Annotated in this window: 19 protein-coding genes and 3 tRNA genes; 8 read left to right on the forward strand and 14 right to left on the reverse strand. The window is 59.5% G+C overall.

Going from position 1 to position 22,014, the window contains the following annotated elements; all coding sequences use genetic code 11:
* Together B5G37_RS07835 and B5G37_RS07840 are read right to left on the reverse strand one after the other, a co-directional pair.
* Positions 1–1,302 carry an amidohydrolase gene (locus B5G37_RS07835; RefSeq protein ID WP_087256183.1) on the reverse strand — a complete coding sequence of 434 codons (1,302 nt, stop codon included), beginning with the start codon at positions 1,300–1,302 and terminating at the stop codon, positions 1–3.
* A 10-nt stretch (positions 1,303–1,312) separates the two neighbouring features.
* Positions 1,313–2,137, reverse strand: a complete 825-nt coding sequence (locus tag B5G37_RS07840) for a purine-nucleoside phosphorylase (protein ID WP_087256185.1) — start codon at positions 2,135–2,137, stop codon at positions 1,313–1,315.
* A 158-nt stretch (positions 2,138–2,295) separates the two neighbouring features.
* On the opposite strand from B5G37_RS07840, the gene B5G37_RS07845 reads away from it, so the two are divergent.
* From B5G37_RS07845 to B5G37_RS07855, 3 genes are all read left to right on the forward strand, one after another.
* Complete coding sequence (locus B5G37_RS07845) at positions 2,296–2,718, forward strand: DUF3842 family protein (protein ID WP_087256187.1); 423 nt, start codon at positions 2,296–2,298, stop codon at positions 2,716–2,718.
* Between the two features lie 235 nt (positions 2,719–2,953).
* Positions 2,954–4,936 carry a cadherin-like beta sandwich domain-containing protein gene (locus tag B5G37_RS07850; protein WP_158099370.1) on the forward strand — a complete coding sequence of 661 codons (1,983 nt, stop codon included), beginning with the start codon at positions 2,954–2,956 and terminating at the stop codon, positions 4,934–4,936.
* Between the two features lie 10 nt (positions 4,937–4,946).
* Entirely contained in the window at positions 4,947–6,638 is a 1,692-nt protein-coding gene (locus B5G37_RS07855) for a cadherin-like beta sandwich domain-containing protein (protein ID WP_087256191.1), read from the forward strand.
* Positions 6,639–6,699: 61 nt separating this feature from the next.
* On the opposite strand, the gene B5G37_RS07860 is transcribed toward B5G37_RS07855, so the two are convergent.
* Together B5G37_RS07860 and mltG are read right to left on the reverse strand one after the other, a co-directional pair.
* Positions 6,700–7,923, reverse strand: coding sequence for a U32 family peptidase (locus tag B5G37_RS07860; RefSeq protein WP_242962819.1), 1,224 nt, complete (start codon positions 7,921–7,923; stop codon positions 6,700–6,702).
* On the reverse strand, positions 7,898–9,022 hold the full coding sequence (gene mltG / locus B5G37_RS07865) for an endolytic transglycosylase MltG (RefSeq protein ID WP_087256195.1): 1,125 nt from the start codon (positions 9,020–9,022) through the stop codon (positions 7,898–7,900). The genes B5G37_RS07860 and mltG overlap by 26 nt, the downstream gene beginning before the upstream one ends.
* A gap of 189 nt (positions 9,023–9,211) precedes the next feature.
* On the opposite strand from mltG, the gene B5G37_RS15545 reads away from it, so the two are divergent.
* Positions 9,212–9,376 carry a hypothetical protein gene (locus B5G37_RS15545; protein WP_204217896.1) on the forward strand — a complete coding sequence of 55 codons (165 nt, stop codon included), beginning with the start codon at positions 9,212–9,214 and terminating at the stop codon, positions 9,374–9,376.
* A 56-nt stretch (positions 9,377–9,432) separates the two neighbouring features.
* Here B5G37_RS15545 and B5G37_RS07870 read toward each other — a convergent pair whose 3' ends face one another.
* From B5G37_RS07870 to B5G37_RS07880, 3 genes are read right to left on the reverse strand one after another with little or no spacing between them, the layout of a single operon-like run.
* Complete coding sequence (locus B5G37_RS07870; RefSeq protein WP_087256197.1) at positions 9,433–9,960, reverse strand: 5-formyltetrahydrofolate cyclo-ligase; 528 nt, start codon at positions 9,958–9,960, stop codon at positions 9,433–9,435.
* Positions 9,957–10,514 carry a DJ-1 family glyoxalase III gene (locus B5G37_RS07875; protein ID WP_087256200.1) on the reverse strand — a complete coding sequence of 186 codons (558 nt, stop codon included), beginning with the start codon at positions 10,512–10,514 and terminating at the stop codon, positions 9,957–9,959. Before B5G37_RS07875 ends, B5G37_RS07870 begins: the two co-directional genes overlap by 4 nt.
* Before the next feature lie 21 nt (positions 10,515–10,535).
* Complete coding sequence (locus B5G37_RS07880) at positions 10,536–11,192, reverse strand: thymidylate kinase (RefSeq protein WP_087256202.1); 657 nt, start codon at positions 11,190–11,192, stop codon at positions 10,536–10,538.
* A 486-nt stretch (positions 11,193–11,678) separates the two neighbouring features.
* Between B5G37_RS07880 and B5G37_RS07885 the strand changes: the two genes are divergently transcribed.
* From B5G37_RS07885 to B5G37_RS07895, 3 genes are all read left to right on the forward strand, one after another.
* The gene (locus B5G37_RS07885; RefSeq protein WP_087256204.1) at positions 11,679–12,683 is read left to right on the forward strand and encodes an ABC transporter substrate-binding protein; all 1,005 of its coding nucleotides are present in this window, start codon (positions 11,679–11,681) and stop codon (positions 12,681–12,683) included.
* A gap of 68 nt (positions 12,684–12,751) precedes the next feature.
* Positions 12,752–13,705 (forward strand): ABC transporter permease, encoded by a 954-nt coding sequence (locus B5G37_RS07890; protein WP_087256206.1) that lies wholly within the window; start codon positions 12,752–12,754, stop codon positions 13,703–13,705.
* A complete protein-coding gene (locus B5G37_RS07895; RefSeq protein WP_087256208.1) occupies positions 13,698–14,492 on the forward strand; it encodes an ABC transporter ATP-binding protein in 795 nt (264 codons plus the stop codon). The genes B5G37_RS07890 and B5G37_RS07895 overlap by 8 nt, the downstream gene beginning before the upstream one ends.
* Before the next feature lie 56 nt (positions 14,493–14,548).
* On the opposite strand, the gene B5G37_RS07900 is transcribed toward B5G37_RS07895, so the two are convergent.
* The 7 genes from B5G37_RS07900 to B5G37_RS07930 all read right to left on the reverse strand — a co-directional run bounded on the left by B5G37_RS07900 (position 14,549) and on the right by B5G37_RS07930 (position 21,421).
* On the reverse strand, positions 14,549–15,715 hold the full coding sequence (locus B5G37_RS07900; protein ID WP_087256210.1) for an FAD-binding oxidoreductase: 1,167 nt from the start codon (positions 15,713–15,715) through the stop codon (positions 14,549–14,551).
* A complete protein-coding gene (locus B5G37_RS07905) occupies positions 15,712–17,268 on the reverse strand; it encodes an NAD(P)/FAD-dependent oxidoreductase (protein ID WP_087256212.1) in 1,557 nt (518 codons plus the stop codon). Before B5G37_RS07905 ends, B5G37_RS07900 begins: the two co-directional genes overlap by 4 nt.
* A 266-nt stretch (positions 17,269–17,534) precedes the next feature.
* Positions 17,535–17,619: transfer RNA gene (locus tag B5G37_RS07910), tRNA-Tyr, on the reverse strand.
* Positions 17,620–17,639: 20 nt separating this feature from the next.
* Positions 17,640–17,715 (reverse strand) — tRNA-Thr (locus B5G37_RS07915).
* A 140-nt stretch (positions 17,716–17,855) separates the two neighbouring features.
* On the reverse strand, positions 17,856–18,479 hold the full coding sequence (locus tag B5G37_RS07920) for a hypothetical protein (protein ID WP_087256214.1): 624 nt from the start codon (positions 18,477–18,479) through the stop codon (positions 17,856–17,858).
* A gap of 105 nt (positions 18,480–18,584) precedes the next feature.
* A complete protein-coding gene (locus B5G37_RS07925) occupies positions 18,585–20,231 on the reverse strand; it encodes a SulP family inorganic anion transporter (RefSeq protein WP_204217897.1) in 1,647 nt (548 codons plus the stop codon).
* 134 nt (positions 20,232–20,365) lie between these two features.
* A complete protein-coding gene (locus B5G37_RS07930) occupies positions 20,366–21,421 on the reverse strand; it encodes an SH3 domain-containing protein (RefSeq protein ID WP_204217898.1) in 1,056 nt (351 codons plus the stop codon).
* 158 nt (positions 21,422–21,579) lie between these two features.
* On the opposite strand from B5G37_RS07930, the gene B5G37_RS07935 reads away from it, so the two are divergent.
* Positions 21,580–21,666, forward strand: a tRNA-Leu gene (locus tag B5G37_RS07935).
* Positions 21,667–22,014: the final 348 nt, after the last annotated feature.

The raw sequence follows: 22,014 nt of genomic DNA on the forward strand, positions 1-22,014 counted from the left end.
TCAACCAAAGAGGAGGGGGAGGGCGTACTCCTTCACCTGGGCCTGAATCTTCTCCAGATCCAAGGTGTAGAAGGTACCGTTTTCATATATGATCTTACCCCGGGCCATATTCATCACCACATTGGAGCCGTGGGCGGCAAAGACCAGGTTTTCCACCACGTCGTGGCAGGGGGTGAGGTTGGGGGCGGTGAAGTCCACCAAAATGAGGTCGGCCACCTTGCCCGCCACAATCTGGCCGGTGGGACGGCCCAAGGCCTCAGCGCCTGCCACCGTGGCCATTTCCAGAGCCTGACGGGGAGACACCGCGCCGGGGGTACAGCGCACGCCGCTGTGGAGCAGGGCGGCCAGTTTCACGTCGGCGAACAAATCCGCGCTGTTGTGGGAGGACATGCCATCGGTACCCAGAGCCACATTGACCCCGGCCTTTAACATATCGGGGATGGGGGCCACCCCGGAGCCCAACTTCAAGTTGGAGTAGGGGTTGTGGACGCAGGAGACACCTTTTCCCGCCATAATGGCCCAGTCTTCGGGAGTTGTATACACGCAGTGGGCGGCAATGCCGCCGTTGTCCCACACCCCGTACTGGTTCAGGGTCTGGATGGGAGTCATGCCGTGGCGGGTGAGGCAAGCCTGATGCTCACTGACTGTTTCGGACACGTGCACGTGCATGCGCTGGTGGTGGTCGTGGGCAAACTGAGCCATCCACTGCCACAGGGGGGCCGAGGAGGTGTATTCCCCGTGGATGGAGGCGTCCATGAGAATCTGGCCGTCTCCAGCGCCGTGCCACGCATCCGTGAGCTCCCGCTGGGCGATGCAGTCCCCGCAAGTGTTGGGGTCAAAGTCGGCCGGGTCGCCGAAGTACACGCCCCCGCAGGACAGGTTGGCGCTGATGCCAGCCTTCAAAATTTCCTGGGCGATGGTGGAGGTGAACATGTACATGTCCGCCACACAGGTGACGCCCGAGGCGATCATCTCCGCCAGTCCCAGCCCCGTCCCTGCAGCCACCGCCTGGGCGTCCAGCTTTCCCTCGGCAGGGAAGATGTAGTCATGCAGCCAGGTCTGCAAGTCGCAGCCGCCGCCGTACCCCCGCATGAGGGTCATGGGCAGGTGGGTGTGGGCGTTTATGAGGCCCGGCAGCATCACTTTGCCGGTACAGTCCACCACCCGGTCAAAGTCGCCCTGGGGCCGATGGGCGCCTACATAGGTGATGGTGGACCCGTCCACCTGGACGTAGCCGCCGGTTAGAATGGTCCCCGCCTGGTCCATGAGGGCGGCGGTGACGTTGGTAAATAAGATAGCCATAGGTTCCTCCTTACATCCGCTCCAGACAGCCCAGTACCAGGGGAGCGAAGCGGTGGCGGGCAGCTTTTCCCGCCTCCAGCACTTCTTCCTCACTCAAAGGCTGGGGCAGCATACCGGCGGCCATGTTGGACAGCAGGGAAAAGCCCAGCACCTGCATTCCACAGTGGGCGGCCACAATCACCTCCGGAGCGGTGGACATGCCCACGGCATCCCCGCCCAGGGCTCGAATGGCCCGAATCTCTGCCGGGGTCTCGTACTGGGGTCCAAAGCTGTAATAGTATACCCCTTCCCGCAGGGGGATACCCAGCCCCTTGGCCACATCCCGGGCCACTTCTTGGAGATGGGGGGTGTACAAGGTGGAGGCATCGGGGAAGCGCACGCCGAATTGTGGGAGGTTCTCCCCCCGCAGCGGGGACTCGCCCCCCAGCTTGATCTGGTCGCAGATGAGCATGATGTCTCCGGCGTTCCAATCTTGGTGCACGCACCCGGCGGCGTTGGTCACCAGCAGGGTCTGGCACCCCAGCAGCCGCAGCACCCGCACACCATAGGCCACATCTTCATAGGGATACCCCTCGTAGTGGTGCACCCGGCCCTGCATCACCGCTACCCGCTTGCCGGACAAGGTGCCAAACACCAGCTGCCCCACATGGCCGGGAGCGGTGGAGCGGGGAAAGTGGGGAATGGCGGCATAGGGCACCGCCACCGGTTGGGTCACCTCCTGGGCCAGATCGCCCAGGCCTGAGCCGAGAATCAGGGCAATTTGGGGGACAAAATCCTCCAGTTGGGTTTTCAAATAGTCTGCGCTTTCCTGGTAGTGGGAAAAGGGATGAGACATAGGCTTCCCTCCTGACAGAATCCTGGAAAATAACAATGCATTACAAGCTAGTTTACACCATTTGACCCGGAAAATCAATCCTGTGCCATGCCCTCATTGGCAGAAGGGGAGAAATATGGTATCATGTTGAACATACCAAAAACCAAGGAGGATATAACATGGGTGAACGGAAACCTCTGGTGGTGGTGGTGGATGGCCACGGCGGCGGCATGGGCAAGGCCTTGGTGGCCCGCATCAAGGAGCGGCTGCCCCAGGTGCACGTGCGGGCTTTAGGCACCAATTCGGCGGCCACCGAGGCCATGCTCAAAGGAGGAGCAGACGACGGGGCCACCGGGGAGAACGCGGTGATCTTCAATGTGGCTCGGGCGGATTTTGTGGCCGGCTCTGTGGCCATTCTCATGGCCAATGGCCTGATGGGGGAGATTTCCCCCCGTATGGCCCAGGCGGTGGGGGACAGCTCCGCCATCAAGGTGCTCATCCCCGCCAATCGCTGCGGCATCCGCATCGCCACGGGAGAGGAGCAGCCCCTGCGCCGCTACCTGGACCACTGCGTGGACATTATTTCCACCGAATTGGCCTGAATTTTTTTGTATAATCTTCATACCTTTTGTACCAGCCCCCATGGGTCAACTTTGGTTGACAAATGGGGGCTCATCTTATAGAATAGAGGTCGAACGTGACGACATAAGGTCGTATTATATACTTTGGGATGGAAGAATATGGGAAGGCGTGGAGCGGCGTTCCGGTACTTTCCCGGTGGAGTAAGGAGAGAACATGTTGCATTCTGGAAAGAGAATGGAAAAAAGGACTCGGAGGTTGGCGGGCATCGTTACCGTGTTTGCCATCTGCATGGTGATGGTATCTGTGCTAGTGGCCGGTTTTGCCGACAACGTGCGCTATGGTGTCATCACAGATACAGTGGTGGGGCTGAGCGTCCGCTCTGGGCCGGGCACCTCGTATAGTCGGCTGGGCCTCATCTACGACGGCACTACCGTCACCATTATTGGGGAGAAAAAGGCCTCGGACGGAGCCACTTGGTACGCCATTGACTACAACGGTGGTACCGGCTACGTCATCAGCACCTACGTCCGGATCATCAGCAGTGGTTTGGATGACAAGGAGTTCGAGGCGTACTTAAAGGAGCAGGGCTTCCCTGAGTCCTATTGGGACGGGCTGAAAATGCTCCACGCCATGTACCCCGAGTGGGTGTTCAAGGCCGATCACACCGGGTTTGACTGGGACTATGCGGTGGATCAGGAGTCGGTGATCGGCAAGAGCCTGGTGCAGTCCACCTCCAAGTCCAGCTGGAAGTCCACCGACCCCAAGGCCTACAACTGGGACACTGGGGTGTGGACGGTGTATGACTCTGGCGGCTGGGTGGCAGCCTCCCGGGAGATCGTGGCCTACTACATGGATCCTCGGAACTTCCTCAGTCAGAACAGCATTTTCCAGTTCCTGCTGCAAAGCTATGACGGCAATGTGCAGAACGTGGCCGGTGTGGAGCGGCTGGTGGACGGTACCTTCCTGGATGCCACCGTCACCGACACCGACGGCAAGAAGATTTACTACCCCCAGGTGATTTTTGACGCAGGCAAGAAGGTGGGGGTCAACCCCTACGTGCTGGCGGCCATGATCGTTCAGGAGCAGGGAGTTAAGGGGCAGAGCGACAGCATTTCCGGAAAGGCCCCGGGGTTTGAGGGGTACTTCAACTACTACAACATCGGTGCTGTGGCCGGCGGCGGCAACACCGCCGTGAAAAACGGCCTTATCTACGCCAAGGGCGGCTCCAGCGGCAACGGCACCAGCTATGGGCGGCCCTGGGACAGCCGGGTGAAGGCCATCACCGGCGGCGCCCAGTTCTATGCCAACGGGTACGTCACCGCCGGACAGAATACCTTGTACTTAAAGCGGTTCAACGTGCAGGGGGACAACCCCTTCACCCACCAGTACATGACCAGCGTGTGGGGCGCCTCCTCCGAGGGCCTGAGCCTGGCGGGTGGATACAGCGAGGAGCTGCGTCAGGCTCCCCTGGTGTTCTCCATCCCTGTGTATGAGGATATGCCCAGCACGCCCTGTGCGGCACCCACCGGGGACGGGTCTCCGGACAACCGTCTGAGCACCCTCAAGGTGGGCAATTACACCCTGACCCCCGGCTTTAACAATGACACCGCCAACTACAGCGTGGTGGTGCCCTACTCTGCATCCTCTGTCACCATCACCGCCACCCCCAAGAACTCCAAGGCAAAGGTCAGCGGAGCGGGAACGGTGCAGCTGAAGGTGGGCAGCAACACGGTGAAGATCACTGTCACCGCCGAAAACGGCAGTCAGCGCACCTTCACCCTCACCATTGCCCGAGAGGCGGACAAAGGAGACTTCTCCATCAATCCCAAGTATAAGGTGAGCGGAGCCAACTATGTCTCCGGTATCACTGTGGGCACCAAGGTCTCTGACTTTGTGAAGAACCTGAACATCACCGGCGGCTATGCCCAGGTGAAGAACGCCAGCGGCTCGGTCAATCAGGACAGCGCCGTGGTGGGCACCGGAGACACTGTGACCATCTACTACAACAACGGCACCCAGTACGCCAAGTGGACGGTGCTCATTTACGGCGACGCCAATGGGGACGGGAAGATTGATAACTCGGACCGTGTGAAAATCCGCAATCACGTGTTGGGCACCAGTTCTCTGTCGGGAGCCATGGCTGTGGCCGCCGATGTAAATAAAGACGGACAAGTCAACAACACAGACCGTGTGAAAGTCCGTAACCATGTGTTAGGTACATCTCTAATTAGCCAATAGGAGAGAATCAATGAAAAAAAACTTTGCAAGCAAGTGGATTGCTCTGGTCATGGCTCTGACCCTGGTGCTGAGCCTCACTACCCCACGGAGCCATGCGGCGCAATCCTGCACTGTGACCTTTTCTGACCCCACCGTCACCGTAGGCAACAACGTTACCATCAACGTGAAGGTGACCGGCGCAGTGGCCATTGCCACGGTGAAGGTGAATTACGACTCCAGCTATTTGCAATTTATCTCTGGTGACTTGGGTTACGGATACCAGAGTGGCAATGTGATTGTCATGGATAAGGAGAACATGGGAACGGGTAACGTGAGCTTCTCCATGACCTTCAAGACGTTGAAAGCGGGCAAGACCACCATCAACAACTATGAGAACTCCATTGTGGATGGAAACGGAGATCCCATGAACGTTACCCCGGGCTGGTCCACGGTCACCATCAACGCCCAGCCCACCGCATCCTCCAACAATAACCTCAGCTCCCTGTCCATTAGCCCCGGCAGCCTGTCTCCCAGCTTCTCCGCTGGCACCACCAGCTACCGGGCCTCCGTGTCCAACTCCACCACCAGCGTGGCGGTGTCCGCCAAGGCCGCCGACTCCAAGGCCAAAGTGGCCGTATGGGGTAACACGGGATTGGACGTGGGGAACAATACGGTCACCGTCCAAGTGACCGCAGAGAACGGCAGTAAGAAGACATATACCATCACCGTCAACCGGGCAGAAGGCAGCGGTGGCGGGAACACAGGTGGCAACACCGGTGGAAATACCGGCGGAAACACGGGTGGCGGGACCAACACCCCCGATCCGGAGGATACGCCAGAGCCTTCTCCCACCGCTACCCCCGTGCCCGATGTGATGGTGACCCTGCCGGATGACGTCCAGCTGCCCATTGCCGATCAGCTGCCCGAGGGTGTGACCATCCCCAAGGGCTTTGAGCAGTCCCAGGTGGAGGTGGAGGGACAGACCTTCCCTGCCATTGTCTATGAGGAGGGCAAGCTCACCGCAGTGTATCTGGAGGGTGACGAGGAGCACGAGGCAGGATTCTACTTCTTCAACACCAAGACCCAGGAGGCCTGGGAGATGGTCCAGGTGCCCATGGCATCTGGCAAGCTGGTGCTGGTGAACCTGCCTGAGGACCTGGCCATTCCCACCGGATATTCCTCTACCATGATGGAACTGGGCGGCCAGCAGCACACCCTGCTCACCCCCGACGGGGTGGAGGAGCCCAACCACTATATCGTCTGCGCCTTGGATGAGGCGGGCACCATGGGGTTGTACCTGTACGACGTGGAGCAAAAGAGCTTCCAGCGGTATCAGTTCCTGGAGCTGCCCCAGGAAGAGGAACCGGAGGAGACCGAAGAGCCTCAGCAGGATGGCTTTGTGTTCTCCATCTTCCGCTGGCAGATTCAGACCCCCTGGGGTGACCAGGTGGTGTCCTACGTGCTGGTGGGCCTGACTCTATTGGGTGTGATCCTATTGGTGGCTGTGGTGGTGCTGGCTGTGTGCCTGGCCCGCAGCCGTCGCGCACTGCGGGAAGAATGGATGTATCAGGAGGAGCAGCGGCAGCGGCAGATCATTGCCGGACCCAATGCCGCGGACCTGAGCCTGGACGACATTCTGGCCAAGTATAAGGATCAGACTCCAGAGCAAGAAGAGCCCCAGGACAAACCTGAGGATTCAGACCAAGAGTCGGATCAGACATAAGAAACATAGAAAAACCCCCGGTTGGATGCACGTGCATCCAACCGGGGGTTTTGCGCTTGTGTCAGGAATTGGGTCGGCAGGCCCGCACCACCGACAGGGGCGGCACCGGACGGGGAAGCTTCATGTGGAACACCATCTGGGGGTGCCGGGGCTGGGCCAGGGTGAAGCCCTCGCCGTCCGTCATGAGAGGGGCAGTGAGGGGGAAAGCGGCCACGTCGGGGCCCACCACCTCAATGGCATCTCCGGCAGTGAACTTGTTGCGCAGGGAGAGGGTGGCGTTGCCCTCCTGGTCACAGTCGGTGACGATGGCCAGCACCTGCCAGTCCCGGATATACCGAGCCGAATCGGTGTACTGTCCCGGCTGGCCGTAGTAAAAGCCGGTGGAGTAGTGGCGGTGGCTGACCTTGTCCACCTCGTCCCGCCAAATGGGTTCCAGGGGACGGCCCTCCATGGCCGCGTCAATGGCGTGGCGGTAGGCGGCAGTGGTCATGGCCGCGTAGTAGGCACTCTTGGCCCGACCCTCGATTTTCAGGGAGTCCAGGCCGATGTCCAGCAGCTCGGGCACGTGGTCAATGAGGCACATGTCCCGGCTGTTCATAATGAAGGTCTCTCCATTTTCCTCGAAAACAGGGAAGTACTCCCCAGGCCGCTTCTCTTCCATGAGGGCGTACTGGTAGCGGCAGGGCTGGGCGCAGGCGCCCCGGGCGGCATCTCGCCCGGTCATATAGTTGGACAGCAGGCAGCGCCCGGAGTAGCTCACACACATGGCTCCGTGGACGAAGGCCTCCACCTCCAGGTCACGGGGGGCCTTGGCGCAGATCTCCGCCACCTCATCCAGGGACAACTCCCGGGCCAGAATGACCCGTTTAGCTCCCAACTCGTGCCACACCCGGGCCATCTCATAGTTGGTGATGCCCGTCTGGGTGGACATGTGCACTTCCACATGGGGTGCGTAGCGGTGGGCCAGGGACAGCACGTCCACGCCGGCCCCAATCACCGCATCCACCCCGATGGACTCCAGAAACTCCAGATATTCCGGCAGCTTGGCAATCTCATCGTTGCGGGCCAAAGTGTTGCAGGTCACATGCACCCGCACTCCTTTGGCGTGGGCCAGCTCCACCGCCCGGGTCATCTCCTCCCGGTCAAAGTTGCCGGCAAAAGCCCGCATGCCAAAGGTATTTCCGGCCAGGTAGACCGCATCGGCCCCGTAGGCCAGGGACATGGTCAGCCGTTCCATGTCCCCGGCGGGGGAAAGCAGCTCAGCCTTCTTCATTGGCGGTACCATACTTCTCCACCAGGGCCTGGTGCTGGGCATAGGTTCTGGTGAACTCGTGCTTGTTGGTCTCGGGATTGAGCACATAGTAGTAGTAGTTGGTGTTCTCCGGCTTGAGAGCAGCGGTGATGGCCTTCATACCGGGATTGGAGATGGGTCCGGCGGGGAGGCCCTTGTACAGGTAGGTGTTGTAGGGGGAGTCAATGGCCTTGTCCTCCTCGGTGGGCACCTTGCCGCCATTGAGGTACACCAGGGTGGCGTCGATTTGCAGGTAGCCCTGGGTCTCAGCGCCCGTGTTCTCCAGGCGGTTGTAAATGACCGAGGCAATGGTGCCGTAATCCTCACCGTCGGTCTCCTTCTCAATGAGGGAGGCAATGGTGATGATGTCGTGGAGGGAGTACTGACTCTCCTCGGTAAACTGATCCATATAGTCGCCCATCTTGCTCTCGAAGTTCACCAGCATCTTGTTGATGACATACTTGGCATCCTCGCCCAGGTAGAAAGTATAGGTGTCGGGGAAGAGATAGCCCTCCAGACGGTGGTAGTCGCCCAAGGGCAGGTCTTTCAGCCAAGTGAACTTGTAGTTCCAGTTGGCGGACATGTCCTGGAGCTTCTCCACCGTGGTCACCCCCTGCTCCTCCAGCAGGGCGAAGGTCTGATCTATGGTGTAGCCCTCCGGGATGGTAATGTCAATGGTCTGACGGGTGGAGGAAGAGGCGCTCATGTTGGTCACCAGAGCCCGGTAGTCCATATCGGTGTTGAGCTCGTAGGTGCCGGGAGCGATTTTGTCGTCGGCGTTGGAGAACCAGCCATAGAGGTGGAAGAGGAACTTGTACTCAATGAGGCCGTTCTTCTTCAGGTCGTTGACTACCTCCCCGAAGCTCTCGTCGTTTTCCACCTTGACGATGACGGAGGTGTAATCCTTGTTCAAGGCCAGCAGGTCGTTGGCCCAGATCCAGCCCACAGTAGCCAGTACGGCGGACAGGCCCACGACGAACAGCACATACAGCAGGGCTGCAGCCGCCTTGGAGCGGCGGGTTTTCTTTCGATTGTGGGTGATACGGGGCCGTCGCTGAGGCTCCTGGGGTGAGTGGGTACGTTGTTCTGACATGTTTCGTTCACTCCTCGTTGGGATAGGTTGTCTCAATTTTTTTGAAAGATTGGGGGGAACCAATCCAGCCGTGGCTACATAGTATAACGCAGAAACGGGGACGGGTGCCAACTCCGGCGCCGCAACCGCCCTGGGATGCGGCGTCCGAGCCGGTACCTGTACCGGAAATTTTATGTGAGGTGACTTGTTATGTGTTGTGGTAACAATGGTTTCGGCGGCGGCTGCTGGTGGATCATCATTCTGGTACTCATTCTTTGCTGCTGCTGCGGCAACGGCATGGGCGGCAACAACTGCGGCTGCGGCAACGGCTGCGGCAACAACTGTGGCTGCGGCTGCAACGACGGCTGCTGCTAACGCTGGCATACACTCAGCAAGGGCGGAGGGGAAACTCTCCGCCCTTGCTGGCATATTCAGCCGTCGGTGAGTACCAGCTGCACCGGCACGTCGTACTCGGCGTGGGGCAGCTGTTCTTGAAATCGGTTGGCGGGGCACACGGAAACCGTGAACCCGAAGTAGTTTTTCAGCCACCGGTCATAGTACCCGCCGCCCTGGCCCAGGCGATATCCCGCCCGGTCGCACATCATGTTGGGTACCAGTACCACATCAATCTCCTGCGGCGGGACAATGGGACATACCCCGTCGGGCTCCGGGATGCCGTAGTGGTTGGGGATGAGCTGGTCCTGGTTGGTGATGGACCGGGCTTCCATGTTTCGCTGAGGCAGACACACCGGCAACGCCACCCGCTTGCCCATAGCCAGCAGCTGGTCAATGAGGTGGGTGGTGTCCGGCTCCCGACCCACGCCGTAAAACACCATCACAGTGTGGGCCGCTTCCACCTGGGGCAAGGCCAAAAACTGCTCCAGCAGGTGGGGAACGTCGGCACGGGGGAGCGATGCGGCCTGCCGGCGCAGACGCTCCTTGTGCTCCTGGGGAGTCATGCCTGGTAGTGGATGGCGCCTCGCACCTGCTCGGCCACATCGGCGCCGGCCAGAGCGGTGAGCAGGGCCAGACCAAAGTCAAAGCTGGACCCGGCAGCCCGACCAGTGATGAAGTGGCCGTCCACCACGAAAGGCTGCTCCATACAGGGGGTGATGCCAGCGTTCACCAGGTCATCCTCCATACCGGGGTAGCACACCCCTTTGCTACCGGCGGGCAGCACACCGGCCCGGGCCAGCAGGGTGGGAGCGGCGCAGATGGCGGACACCCACATCTGGGGGTGGGCGGCGGCCTGACGGACCAGGGCCATGGCGGACTCACTGTGTTCCAGCACGTCCACACCTCCGAGTCCACCGGGGAGCATCACCATGTCGCCGGGGGCCAACTGCACCTGATCCAGGGTCAGGTCCGCGGTGACGGTGACGGCCTGGGCGCTGGCGACCGTAGGGCCAGAGACACCTACCAGGGACACGGGGACATTGCCCCGACGCAACACATCCGCCGGAGCCAGGGCCTCGGCGGTTTCAAAACCGGTACCTAAGAGAATGTAGACCATTGTATGTCCTCCTTTATGTATTCAGATGTACTGCATAATTTCCTGATGAATGTCCTCCACCGTGCGCAGCTGGCCTAGGTCGTTGACGCAGGGAATGCGCTGCCAGCCGTAGAGCTGGGCGGCCTGAGCGGCGGCCTGGGCGCAGGCGGTGAGGTAGCCGGTATCCACCTCATGGATGTCGGCGTGGGTGTGGGTGGTGGCCTCCCGGCGGCGCAGGTTGGCCACCGCCAGATGAGTAGGCATATCCAACCAAATTACCTGGTCGGGACGGGGCAGGCCCATGCGGTTGTACTCCAGATCAAACAGCCAGTGGAAAAACTCCTCCCGCTGGCTCTCCGGCAGCTTGGAGGCCTGGTGTACGGCGTTGGAGGTGGTGTACCGGTCCAGCACCATCAGCCCGCCGGACTGATAGTAATTGCCCCACTCCTGCTGGTACCCGGCAAAGCGGTCCACAGCATAGAAGGTGGAGGCGGCGTAGGCGTTGACGTCGTTGGGGTGGCTGCCAAATGCGCCGGAGAGGTACATGCGCACCAAAGCAGAGGACTCTTCCTGATAGCGAGGATACCGGGTGGTGCGGAAGCTCCGCCCCTGGGCTTGCAGGGCCTCACAACAGCGCTGAAATTGGGTGGACTTTCCCGAACCATCCGTTCCTTCAAATACAATCAGTTTTCCAGCCATGGGGCGGACCTCCTTGGGCATACTTATCTATATCTCTCTATATCTCGAAAATGCCAGCATTTTCTCGAGGGGATGCAGCCCGCTGCATGCACAATTGGGTCAAAGGGAGACCCAATTCCACACTGGCGGGCTGAGCAGTGTATTATCCCATGCGCATGTCCTGGGATAATACGAAATTTCAATTTATTTTCCCATCTGCGGATGGGAAAACTCTGCCGAGGGCTGCTGGATGATACGAGATGATGTGGGTTCTTTCATGAAGTTTTTTGGCAATCTATTATTCAACAGTATACCATACTCCCATGGGAAAGTCCATGCCCGGGGCGCTTGTTTCCCTTTCGTTCACATTTCCAGAAAAAATCCCTTGACATCAATGCATTAAAGCATTATACTAACTGCAACGAGCCGGAAGGCTCTTTGTTTAGACACAAACACTTTGATGGCTAAAAGCGTTGAAGTGAACGAACCAGATAGGAGGAATGAAGGATGAAGAAGATGTGGAAGGCAGGGGCTGCCTTACTGGCCCTGACCATGGCCGCGGGATTGGCCGGATGCGGCAACCAGGCAGCCCAGCAGACCCAGTCCGGTGATTCTGGGGCAGGTGCAGGTGCCACCTATACCGTGGGCATTGTGCAACTGACCCCCCACGAGGCGCTGGATCAGGCCACACAGGGCTTCCAGGACGCCTTGAAGGAGGAATTTGGGGATCAGGTGGTGTTTGACTATCAAAATGCCGCCAACGACCCCGCCACCTGCTCCACCATTGCCAACGGCTTTGTCTCCGCCGGGGTGGACCTCATCATGGCCAACGCCTCTTCGGCGGTGCAGGCGGCAGCTTCCGCCACCGGCACCATTCCGGTGCTGGGCACCTCGGTGACCGAGTACGGCGTGGCTCTGGGCATTGAAAACTTCTCCGGCACGGTGGGCACCAACGTCTCTGGTACCTCCGATCTGGCGCCTCTGGATCAGCAGGCGGCCATGATTCAGGAGTGGTGTCCCGATGCCAAGACCGTAGGCCTGCTGTTCTGTTCCGCTGAGGCCAACAGCCAGTACCAGGTGGACACCGTCCAGGCCTTCTTAGAGGAGCTGGGCTACACCTGCACCCAGTACCCCTTCTCCGACTCCAACGACATGGCGGCGGTGACCCAGACCGCGGCGGACAACAGCGACGTAATTTATGTCCCCACCGACAACACCGTGGCGTCCAACGCCTCCATTGTGGATAATATCTGCCGTCCTGCCAAGATTCCCGTCTTTGCCGGGGAGCAGGGCATCTGCTTGGGCTGCGGCGTGGCTACCCTGTCCATCAGCTACTACGATCTGGGCGTGACCACGGGCCAGATGGCCATCAAGATTCTCAAGGGCGAGGCAGATATCTCCCAGATGCCCATTGAGTACGCGCCCCAGTTCACCAAGATGTACAACCAGGCCATTTGCGATGATCTGGGCCTGACACCCCCGGAGGGCTACACCGCCATTCCCACCGAATAACCGAACATAGGAGCAAGAGAGTGGGCGTGTCTCACTCTCTTGCGTCTTGATTGCAAGGAGGAACAACCATGCTGGATTTTATAAACGCCCTGCCCGGTGCCATTTCCCAGGGCCTCATCTGGGGCATCATGGCCATTGGCGTCTACCTGACCTATAAGATTTTGGATATCGCCGACCTGACTGTGGACGGCTCCTTTTGCACCGGCGGTGCCACCTTTGTGGTGCTCTTCTCCCAGGGGGTCAACATCTGGTTGGCTCTGCTGGCGGCGGTGGGAGCCGGAATGCTGGCCGGACTGGTCACCGGATTGCTCCACACTGTGTGCGGCATTCCCGCCATCCTGGCCGGTATTTTGACCCAGCTGGGGCTGTGGTCGGTGAACCTGGCCATCATGTCCATGAAGGCCAACGTGGCGTTGAACATCATCAACCCCGACGTGCTCAATCGCCTGCTGGTGTCCCTGCGCTTTGTCCAGGACGTGGGCAGCGGCGCCCGCCCCTTCTATCAGCACCCCATTTTCGTGGTGGGCATCTTCACCCTGGTGATTATTGCGGTGCTGTACTGGTTCTTTGGCACGGAACTGGGTTGCTCCATCCGTGCCACCGGTGCCAATCAGGCCATGGCCCGGGCTCAGGGCATCAACACCCGGCGCAATCAGGTGCTGGGCCTGATGATCTCCAACGGTTTGGTGGCCCTGTCCGGGGCGCTGATGAGCCAGTACCAGGGATTTGCCGATGCCAATATGGGCCGTGGCGCCATCGTCATCGGTCTGGCCGCCGTCATCATTGGCGAGGTGCTCTTTGCCAAACTGTTCCACAACTTCGGGTTGAAACTGCTGGCGGTATCCATCGGTGCCATTGTCTACTACATGGTGGTCCAGCTGGTGCTGTCTCTGAAGCTTATGGATTCCAACTACCTCAAGTTGCTCTCCGCCGTGGTGGTGGCGGTGTTCCTGTCCGTGCCTTACTGGAAGAGCAAGTATTTTACCAAGCCTGTGAAACGTGGAGGTGTGTCCCGTGCTTAAACTGGAGAACATTTACAAGACCTTCAACGCCGGGACGGTGAACGAGAAAACCGCCCTGAACGGCGTATCCCTCCACTTGAAGGAAGGGGATTTTGTCACCGTCATCGGCGGCAACGGAGCGGGCAAATCCACCCTGCTCAACGCTGTGGCCGGTGTGTGGCCGGTGGACGAGGGTACCATCACCATCGGCGGGGTGGATGTGACCCGCCTGCCCGAGCATAAGCGTGCCCGCTACATTGGCCGGGTGTTCCAGGACCCCATGATGGGAACCGCCGCCACCATGCAGATTGAGGAGAATCTGGCTCTGGCTGCCCGCCGGGGCAAGAAACGGTTCCTGGGCGCCGGCATCACCAAGGCCGAGCGAGAGGAGTACCGGGAGCTGCTGAAGATTCTGGACTTGGGCCTGGAAGATCGTATGACCTCCAAGGTGGGGCTGCTCTCCGGTGGCCAGCGTCAGGCCTTGACCCTGCTCATGGCCAGTTTGGTCAAGCCCAAGCTGTTGCTCCTGGACGAGCACACCGCCGCTCTGGACCCCAAGACAGCGGCCAAGGTGCTCTCGGCCACCGAGACCATCGTGGGCCGGGACAACCTGACCACCTTGATGATTACCCACAACATGCGCGATGCCATCGCCCACGGTAACCGCCTCATCATGATGTACGAGGGCCGGGTGGCCCTGGATATCTCCGGGGAGGAGAAGAAAAAACTCACCGTGGAGGACCTGCTGGCCAAGTTCGGTCAGGCCACCGGCTCCGACGAGGCAGACGACAAGCTGCTGCTGGGCTAAATAATAGCAAAAAAATCCCGAATGCTTTTGCATTCGGGATTTTTTTATGGTTGAATTTAGTAGGCCACAGGCACGTCAATCTCCATATCCTCCATGGGATAGGTGACACAGGGGTGGATAAAGCCGAACTTGATATCGGCGGCCCGGCGGCCGTCCCGGCCCTCCGCCACCCGGTGCTGGCCGGAAATCCACTTGCTGTGGCAGAAGCCGCAGCCGCCAGCCCGACATTTGTTGGGGGCGTTGAGGCCTGCCCGTTCCATGGCGGTGAGCAGAGTCTCGTCCTCCCGGGCGGGGACCACATACACCTGGTCCCGCATGTGGACGGTGAGTTGGAAGGTCTTGGGGGTGTCCACAGAGAGATTCCCGCAGCAGGCGGCATCGTGGTGCACCGCCTTTTTAGGCAGAGCCAGAGGGGCCAGCTCCTCGCCCACAAAGCGATACATGGCCTGGGGGCCGCACAGGAAGAAGGTGACTTGGGTGAGGTCTATATATTTCTTCATCAGCTGGGCGGACACAAAGCCGGACTCACAGCCGGGCTGCTCCTCGTCGCTGAGCACGTACACCACCTTCAGCTTGTCGCTCTGGGCGGCCAGGTTATCCAGCTCCTCCTTGTAGGCCAGCTGTGCGGCGGTACGGGCGCCGTAAAACAGGGTCATGGTGTAATCCTCGTCCCCGTCCACCAGACTACCCGCCATGGACAGGAAGGGGGTGATGCCGCTGCCGCCGGCGATGCACACGATGTGGGAGTGATCCCGCAGCGTTTCGTAGTGGAACTCCCCGGAGGGCTCGGTCATCACAAAATGGTCCCCCACCTGGGCAGTCTCATGGAGGTAGCTGGAGACAAAGCCCGCCTTCTCCACCGCCAGCACCAGCTTGCCCTCCAGGGCCTGCCGGGGAGTGGAGACGATGGAGTAGGGGCGGCTGACCAAGCTGTCCCCAATGCGCATCTGAAGGGACGCATACTGGCCGGCCCGGAAGAAGGGAAATTCCTGGCTGTCCAGCCGCTTGAAGGTGAGCTCCCGGATGGTGGGGGTGAGGGAGCGGGCGGCAATCAGCTCCACCTGCATGTAGCCGGGGTGCAGCTTCTGGGCCAGCACGTTGGTGCGGTATTCCTGGGGCAGCGGCGTGTTGGGGCCCTCAGCCAGCATCCGCCGACGGGTGGGCACCATCTTTTTAAACCGCAGCATATCCATAAATCCAAACATCTGCTTGCGAAATTTCATGCTCCCTGCGCCTCCTTTTTCAAATCGCCCACGGTTTGACGTCCGGAAAGATCCCCCGAGACATACGCACTGGAGAAGCCGCTGGAACGCATGGCATAGCCGCCTGCAAAGCGCAGGCCGGGATGGAGGGCGGCGTCCTCCCGCATCATCATCATGCGGGGCATCAGGCTGTCCCATTCGGCGGTCTCATAGCCGTAGATGACACCCTCGGGGTGTCCGCAGTAGCGGGCGTAGGTGGTGGGGGAGGCCACGCAGATCTCCTCGATGGCGTTCCGAATCTGGCATCCGGTCTCTCGTTCAAAGACCCGGATCATATCCTCGGCCACCTTGTCCTTGGCCTTGAAGTAGTCCTCTTCCTTCACGTTGCCCCAGTCGTCCGACATGAACATGGTGGTGAAGTACAGCATGCAAGTGCCCTCAGGGGAGCAGTCCGGATCGGCGTTGTTCAGGCAGACGGTGGCCTGGACGTGGTTGGTGTCCACCCGCTTCATGAGATTGTACTGCTGGACCGTGTCGGCAGTGTCGTAGATGAAGTAGTTGTGGCTGGTGATGCCCAAGTCCTGAGCAGAGCGGTTGAGCCCCAAGAACAGGGAGAAGCCACGGCCGGCAAACTTGCGGCTGTTGGCGGCTCGCACCATCTGCTCGGTGACCGCCTTCTTCTCCAGCATCTTGCCAAAGACCAGGTGGGGGGAGCAGTTGGCGATGACGTGGCGGGTTTCGATCACGGTGCCGTCGGACAGCTGTACGCCACGGATGTTCCCGTTGTCGTCGACCAGAATCTTCTCCGCCTCGGACTGGTACCAGATCTCGCCGCCCAGCTCCCGGATGCGGCTGTCCATGGCCAGACTGATCTCGTGGGAGCGCATTTTGGGCATCCAGGCATCCCGGGTGATGTAACGGATAACCATGGAGCCGTAGTGCAAAAAACTCATGCGGTCGCAGTCCACACCCAGGTAGCACCAGTAGGCATTGAGAATGTCCTTGGCCTTCTGGGGCATGTGGAGCGCGTCCAGCACTTCGTTGACGGAATAGCTGCCCGCCTTGACGAAGTTGGGAAAGTTCTTCTTCATATACTCCGAGTCGGTGTTGCCGTTGACGGAGTTGGAGTAGGTCTGAGCGTCCCGCACCTCGTTGCACAGCTCAAAGAACTCTGTGATGGACTTGCGGGAGTCGGGGCAATACTCCACCATCTTGTCGATGAAGGCCTGGACCCCAAAGGGCATCACACAGTTGTACTTCTTGTCGGTGGTGATGAGGTGGTAGGCCTCGGGAATGCGCATCCACTCAATGCGGTCCTCCACCCCCAGGTCCCGAAACAGGGTGCGGATGTCGCCGGGTTCCTGGGTAGAGCCGAAGTCATTGAGCTCGTGGAGACTGGCCTCAAACTCAAAACGGCCCCGCTTGAAGCTGGTGGCGAATCCACCGGGCAGGTTGTGCTTTTCCAACAGCAGACAGGAATATCCCGCCTGCAGCACCCGGATGGCGGCAACCAGACCGCCGTTGCCGGCACCGATGACCACCACGTCATAGGACTTTGCTGCATGTGTTGCCATAGTATTCCTCCTTTTCGATATCGATAAAGACTTTTATTTATTTTACCCTATCTCCAAAAGCCTGACAAGGCAAACCGGAGATTTGGACGGGGGAAAGAAACATCCCGAACGCATTCGCATTCGGGATGTTTGGTGGAGGAGGATGGATTCGCTTTTTTGTGAAAAAGCTACGCCGGTTGCAGAGTGCCACCGGCACTCTGCCAAGAGCCGGCTTTCGAATCCACCCTCGGATGAAAAAAGACGACCTCGAATGAGATCGTCTTTTTTGGTGGAGGAGGATGGATTCGAACCATCGAAGTCGAAGACAACAGATTTACAGTCTGCCCCCTTTGGCCACTTGGGTACTCCTCCATATGAAGTTGTTGGAAACGTGGAGCTGGTGGACGGATTCGAACCCCCGACCTGCTGATTACAAATCAGCTGCTCTACCAGCTGAGCTACACCAGCTTGTGTGGCACATCACGTTTGCAGCGAAGGTTATTATAGCAGGGGGCACCCATATTGTCAACAAGTTTTGCGAAAAAAATCAAAAATTTTTTCTTTCATCCCGGAACGGCTCTGTGGAGGCCGTTCCGGGATGGTTTTTGTCACTTTTCGCAGGCTCCAATGAGCTCTTTGGCGTAGGGCAGGGTGAGAATCACATCGCACAGAGTGTGCCACTCGTCCAGCTTGTGATTGCGGCGGGCGTAGTAGATGTTGGCCAGCACCTCGTAGTTGAGGGTGACGGTACGCATCTGGTTGTAGCTGGAGGGGAGCAGCTGGATCAGGTCGTACCAGTGGGTCTTGTCCTTGGTCTCCAGGTAGCGGTTGCGCACCTGCTCCAGGTAGGCGATGGTGCCGTCAAAGTGCTCCAAGGTTTCGGGGGTCATGTGGTCACAGCTGAAATCGCCCCGCTCAAAGGCCTTGGCGTGGATCTTGTGCATGGTGGAGGTGGAGTTGGCCACGGTGCCCACCTTGTAGGTGTCAAACTCCTTCCACCAGTACATGGGGGCGGTGATGTCCATGGACACCATGATCTGACGGATGAACTTGCGGTGGTCGGTACCGGCCGAGCACAGACGGGTGGCCAGGGACAGGTCATTTTCGCCCAGGATGTAATTGCCGTTCTCGTCGTAGTGGCTGTCGCTGCGGGCCCAGCTGTTGAGGGGATTGCGGGCGCCCCGCATGGCGTTTTCCAGATTCATGACACTGATATGGTCAACGGTAAGCATGAAAGAAATACCTCCTATTTTGGTATGAATTTTCTTCAGTATACCAGAACCGGGGTGAAACTGCAAGAAAGATTCCCGCCGCGGGAGGACGGCGGGAATGGGAAGTTATACCGTTTGTTGTTCTTGCGCGATGTCGGACAGAGCGTCCATGGCGCTCCAGCAGAAAGCGGATTCTCCCACCATGTGGGTAACCCCGCCCCGGTCCATGGCGGTGCGCAGGGGCTGGCTGGCTCCCGAGACGTATACCTTTACCCCCTTGTCCAACTGAGCCTGGACAAAGCGGGAGATCACCTGCATACCGGTGGTGTCCACGGTGGACACGCCGCGCACGGAGAGGATCACCGAGGTGGTGTCCTCCGGCATCTGGGCTAAGGACCGCTCCAGGTATCCGGCAGAGCCGAAGAACAGAGCGCCGGAGATGTACACCACCCGCACACTGGTGTGGCGGGGGTGATAGGACAGGTTGATGCGCTGCAGCCGCTGGGGGTCCACCTCACTGATGGACACTTCCACATGCTGCACGCACTTGACGGCGAAGATGACACAGCACAGGGCCATGCCCGCCACAATGGCGATGGACAGGTCAAAGAGCACGGTACAGGCCAGGGTGACCAGGAAGGCCAACATGGCCCCTTTCAGCTTGTGAGAGGCCAGGTAGCGGATGGTGTGCCACTCGTTCATACGCCAGGCGGTGACCATGAGCACACCGGCCAGAGCGGCCATGGGGATGCGGCTCATCACGGGGGAGAGCAGGAACATGGAGGCCAGCAGGCCCAGGGAGTGGATGATGCCGGTGAGACGGGTCTGCTGCCCGGCCTTGATGGCCACACTGGTGCGGGCGATGGCAGCGGTGGCGGGAACGCCGCCGAAGAAGGGGAGAATCAGGTTGCCCACGCCCTGAGCCACCAGTTCCCGGTCGGCGTTGATGGCCTCGCCCTTCATGTTGCCAGCCGAGGCGCCGCACAGCAGGGACTCAATCATACCCAGCACGGCGATGGACAGAGCGGGGGTGATGAGGCCGCCCACAGCGGACAGATCCACCCCGGCGGGGGTCAGGCGCACGGCGGGGAGCAGGGTACGGGGGATTTCCCCCACCACCGCCACGTCCCACTTCAAAAAGGCGTTGGCGATGAGCACCACAATGAGAGCGGCCAGGGAGGAGGGGAACACCGCCTGCCACTTTTTCGGCCAGAGAATCATAAACAGCACCACAAACAGGCCAATGACCATGGTCTGCATGTGGGGGTGGAAGCCCTGCTCCACATAGGTCTGCACCATGCCCAGGTTGCCGGAGTGTGCGGTGTGGGTGCCGAAGAAGTTGTCCAGCTGGCCCAGGGCGATGACCAGGGCAATTCCAGAGGTAAAGCCGGTGATGACGGGCATGGGGATGATGGAAACTAGACGGCCCAGGCGGAACACACCAGCCAAAATCAGAATGATACCCGCCAGCAAAGTGGCCACAAAGACGCCCTGGAGGCCGTAGCTGGCCACCACACCGGCCAGCACGGCGGCCATGGCTCCCGTGGGGCCGGAAATCTGGTAGGAAGCGCCGGATAAAAAGCCGATGACGATGCCGCCCAAAATGGCGGTGATGAGGCCTGCGGCGGCGTCCGCGCCCGAGGACACGCCGAATGCCAGGGCCAAGGGCAGGGCCACGGCGGCCACCGTAATACCTGCCATCAGGTCTTGGGAAAATCGTTTCCCGTTGTAGCCGGAAAATTCCCGGCGAAGGTCTGCAAGAAACCCTCTCATGATTGAAGTTCTCCTCTCAAATTTTGTCAGAAAGCACCAAACAGTTTACTGCCGTTGGGGAAGAAATGCAAGGGGCAAAAGATAACACCACTGCAAGGAAAATTGCAGTGGTGTTATGTGAAAGTTGCTGCAAATTAGTTGGCGGAGATGTACTCACCCATGATGTAGCCGGTCTTGGTGCCGTTGCTGCCGGCGTAGGTGATCTCATACCAGCCGTCTCCGGCGTAGGAGACCACGGTGATGGGATCGCCGTTGCTCAAGCTGGCGGCCACATCGTAGCTGGTGCCGGGGCCGGAGCGGACACGCAGGCCGCTGGAGGCGTTGACGATGACGCCCTTGGAGCCGTTGGCAATGTCGCCGGTACCGGTCTCCACAGACTGAGAGGGCTCAGGCTGAGCGGTGATGACAGGCTTGGGGGTGGAGACGGCGCCAGACTGGCAGTACACCGTGCAGGTGACCGTCTGGGTGCCAGCGGTGGCGGTGATGATGGCCCGACGCTGGGTGCCGGAGGTATTGACGTTGGTGACCACGCCGTCCTCGTTGACGGTGGCACAGGTCTCATCGGAAGAGGTCCAGGTGACGGTGCCACGCCAATCCACCGGATCAAAGGTGAGGGTCAGGGAGTGGGACTGCTCGGCCTGGAGGGTGAGATCCACGGTGTCCAGGCTCATACCGTTGAGGCCGTCCTCAGTGCCAGCTTCCGAGGGGGAAACGGTGGCGGTGACAGCGGGCGCATCGGTGGCGTTGGGGTTGGACACCTGGCGCAGGTGGGGGTACAGCACGGTGAAGACAATGACCAAGGCAGCGGCGATGATGACCAGAGAGCACAAGAAGGTAATCAGTCGGGGCCAGTTGATGGGCGGGGGCGGTGTGGGCCGCTGAGAGCCGCCGCTGGCCAGCCGCTTGCCGCCTTTGCCACCAGCGTTGTCACCCTCGGACTGGTCAAACACATCCTGACCGTCAAATTGGTATTTCTGGGGCTGGGGTGCGCTCTGCTTGGGAGCAGGCCGCTTGCTGGGAGCGCTCTGCTTGGGGGTGGCGGCGGGCTCCACAGGAGCCTCCTCCACGTCCTGAACGGGCTCGGGAGGTGCGTTGTACCCTCCGCAGAAGGGACAGAATTTATAAGTGGCACTGTAGTCTTCTCCACAAGTGGAACAGTGGATGAGTGCAGATTTTTGCTGGTGAGCCATGGTAATATACCTCCATTGACCATAGATATTCATATACTACACGTTTTTCCCCGTTTCGTCAATCCCCTGTCACAGATCTGCGGTTTATCTTCGCAAGAAAAAATGGATTTACCCCTTGCACAACCGTATGGAATGTAGTATAATACCACTCGCACCATGCCGGTGTGATGGAATTGGTAGACGTAGTGGACTCAAAATCCACCGGTGGCGACACCGTGCCGGTTCGAGTCCGGCCACCGGCACCATGAAGGGTTGACAAAAAAGATGTCAACCCTTTTTTCTTAGTATTCATGCGGGTTTGCGGGCTTTTGGACGGAAAATACGCAAAACGGTTTTACCGTGGATGTCCAAGGCAAAATCCGCAGCGAAACCCCACAAGCGGGGCTTCCGCCTGATTTTTCAGGCCGGAGGCCCCGCTTTTTTGCGTTCTGCGGCCCTTTTCCCCGTTGTCGGAAGTGTAGAAGTTTCCGGCAGGTTCATAGATAGATTGACGAAAGCCCCAAACGGCCCAAAATCAAACCCTCAAAATACAAGGGGGTAGTGCGCCCTTTTTCAGGAACTCTCCGGCTGGCTGGCCGGGGAGTTTTTTGCGC

The organism is Pseudoflavonifractor sp. An85, from assembly GCF_002161235.1.
Lineage (GTDB): Bacteria > Bacillota > Clostridia > Oscillospirales > Oscillospiraceae > Enterenecus.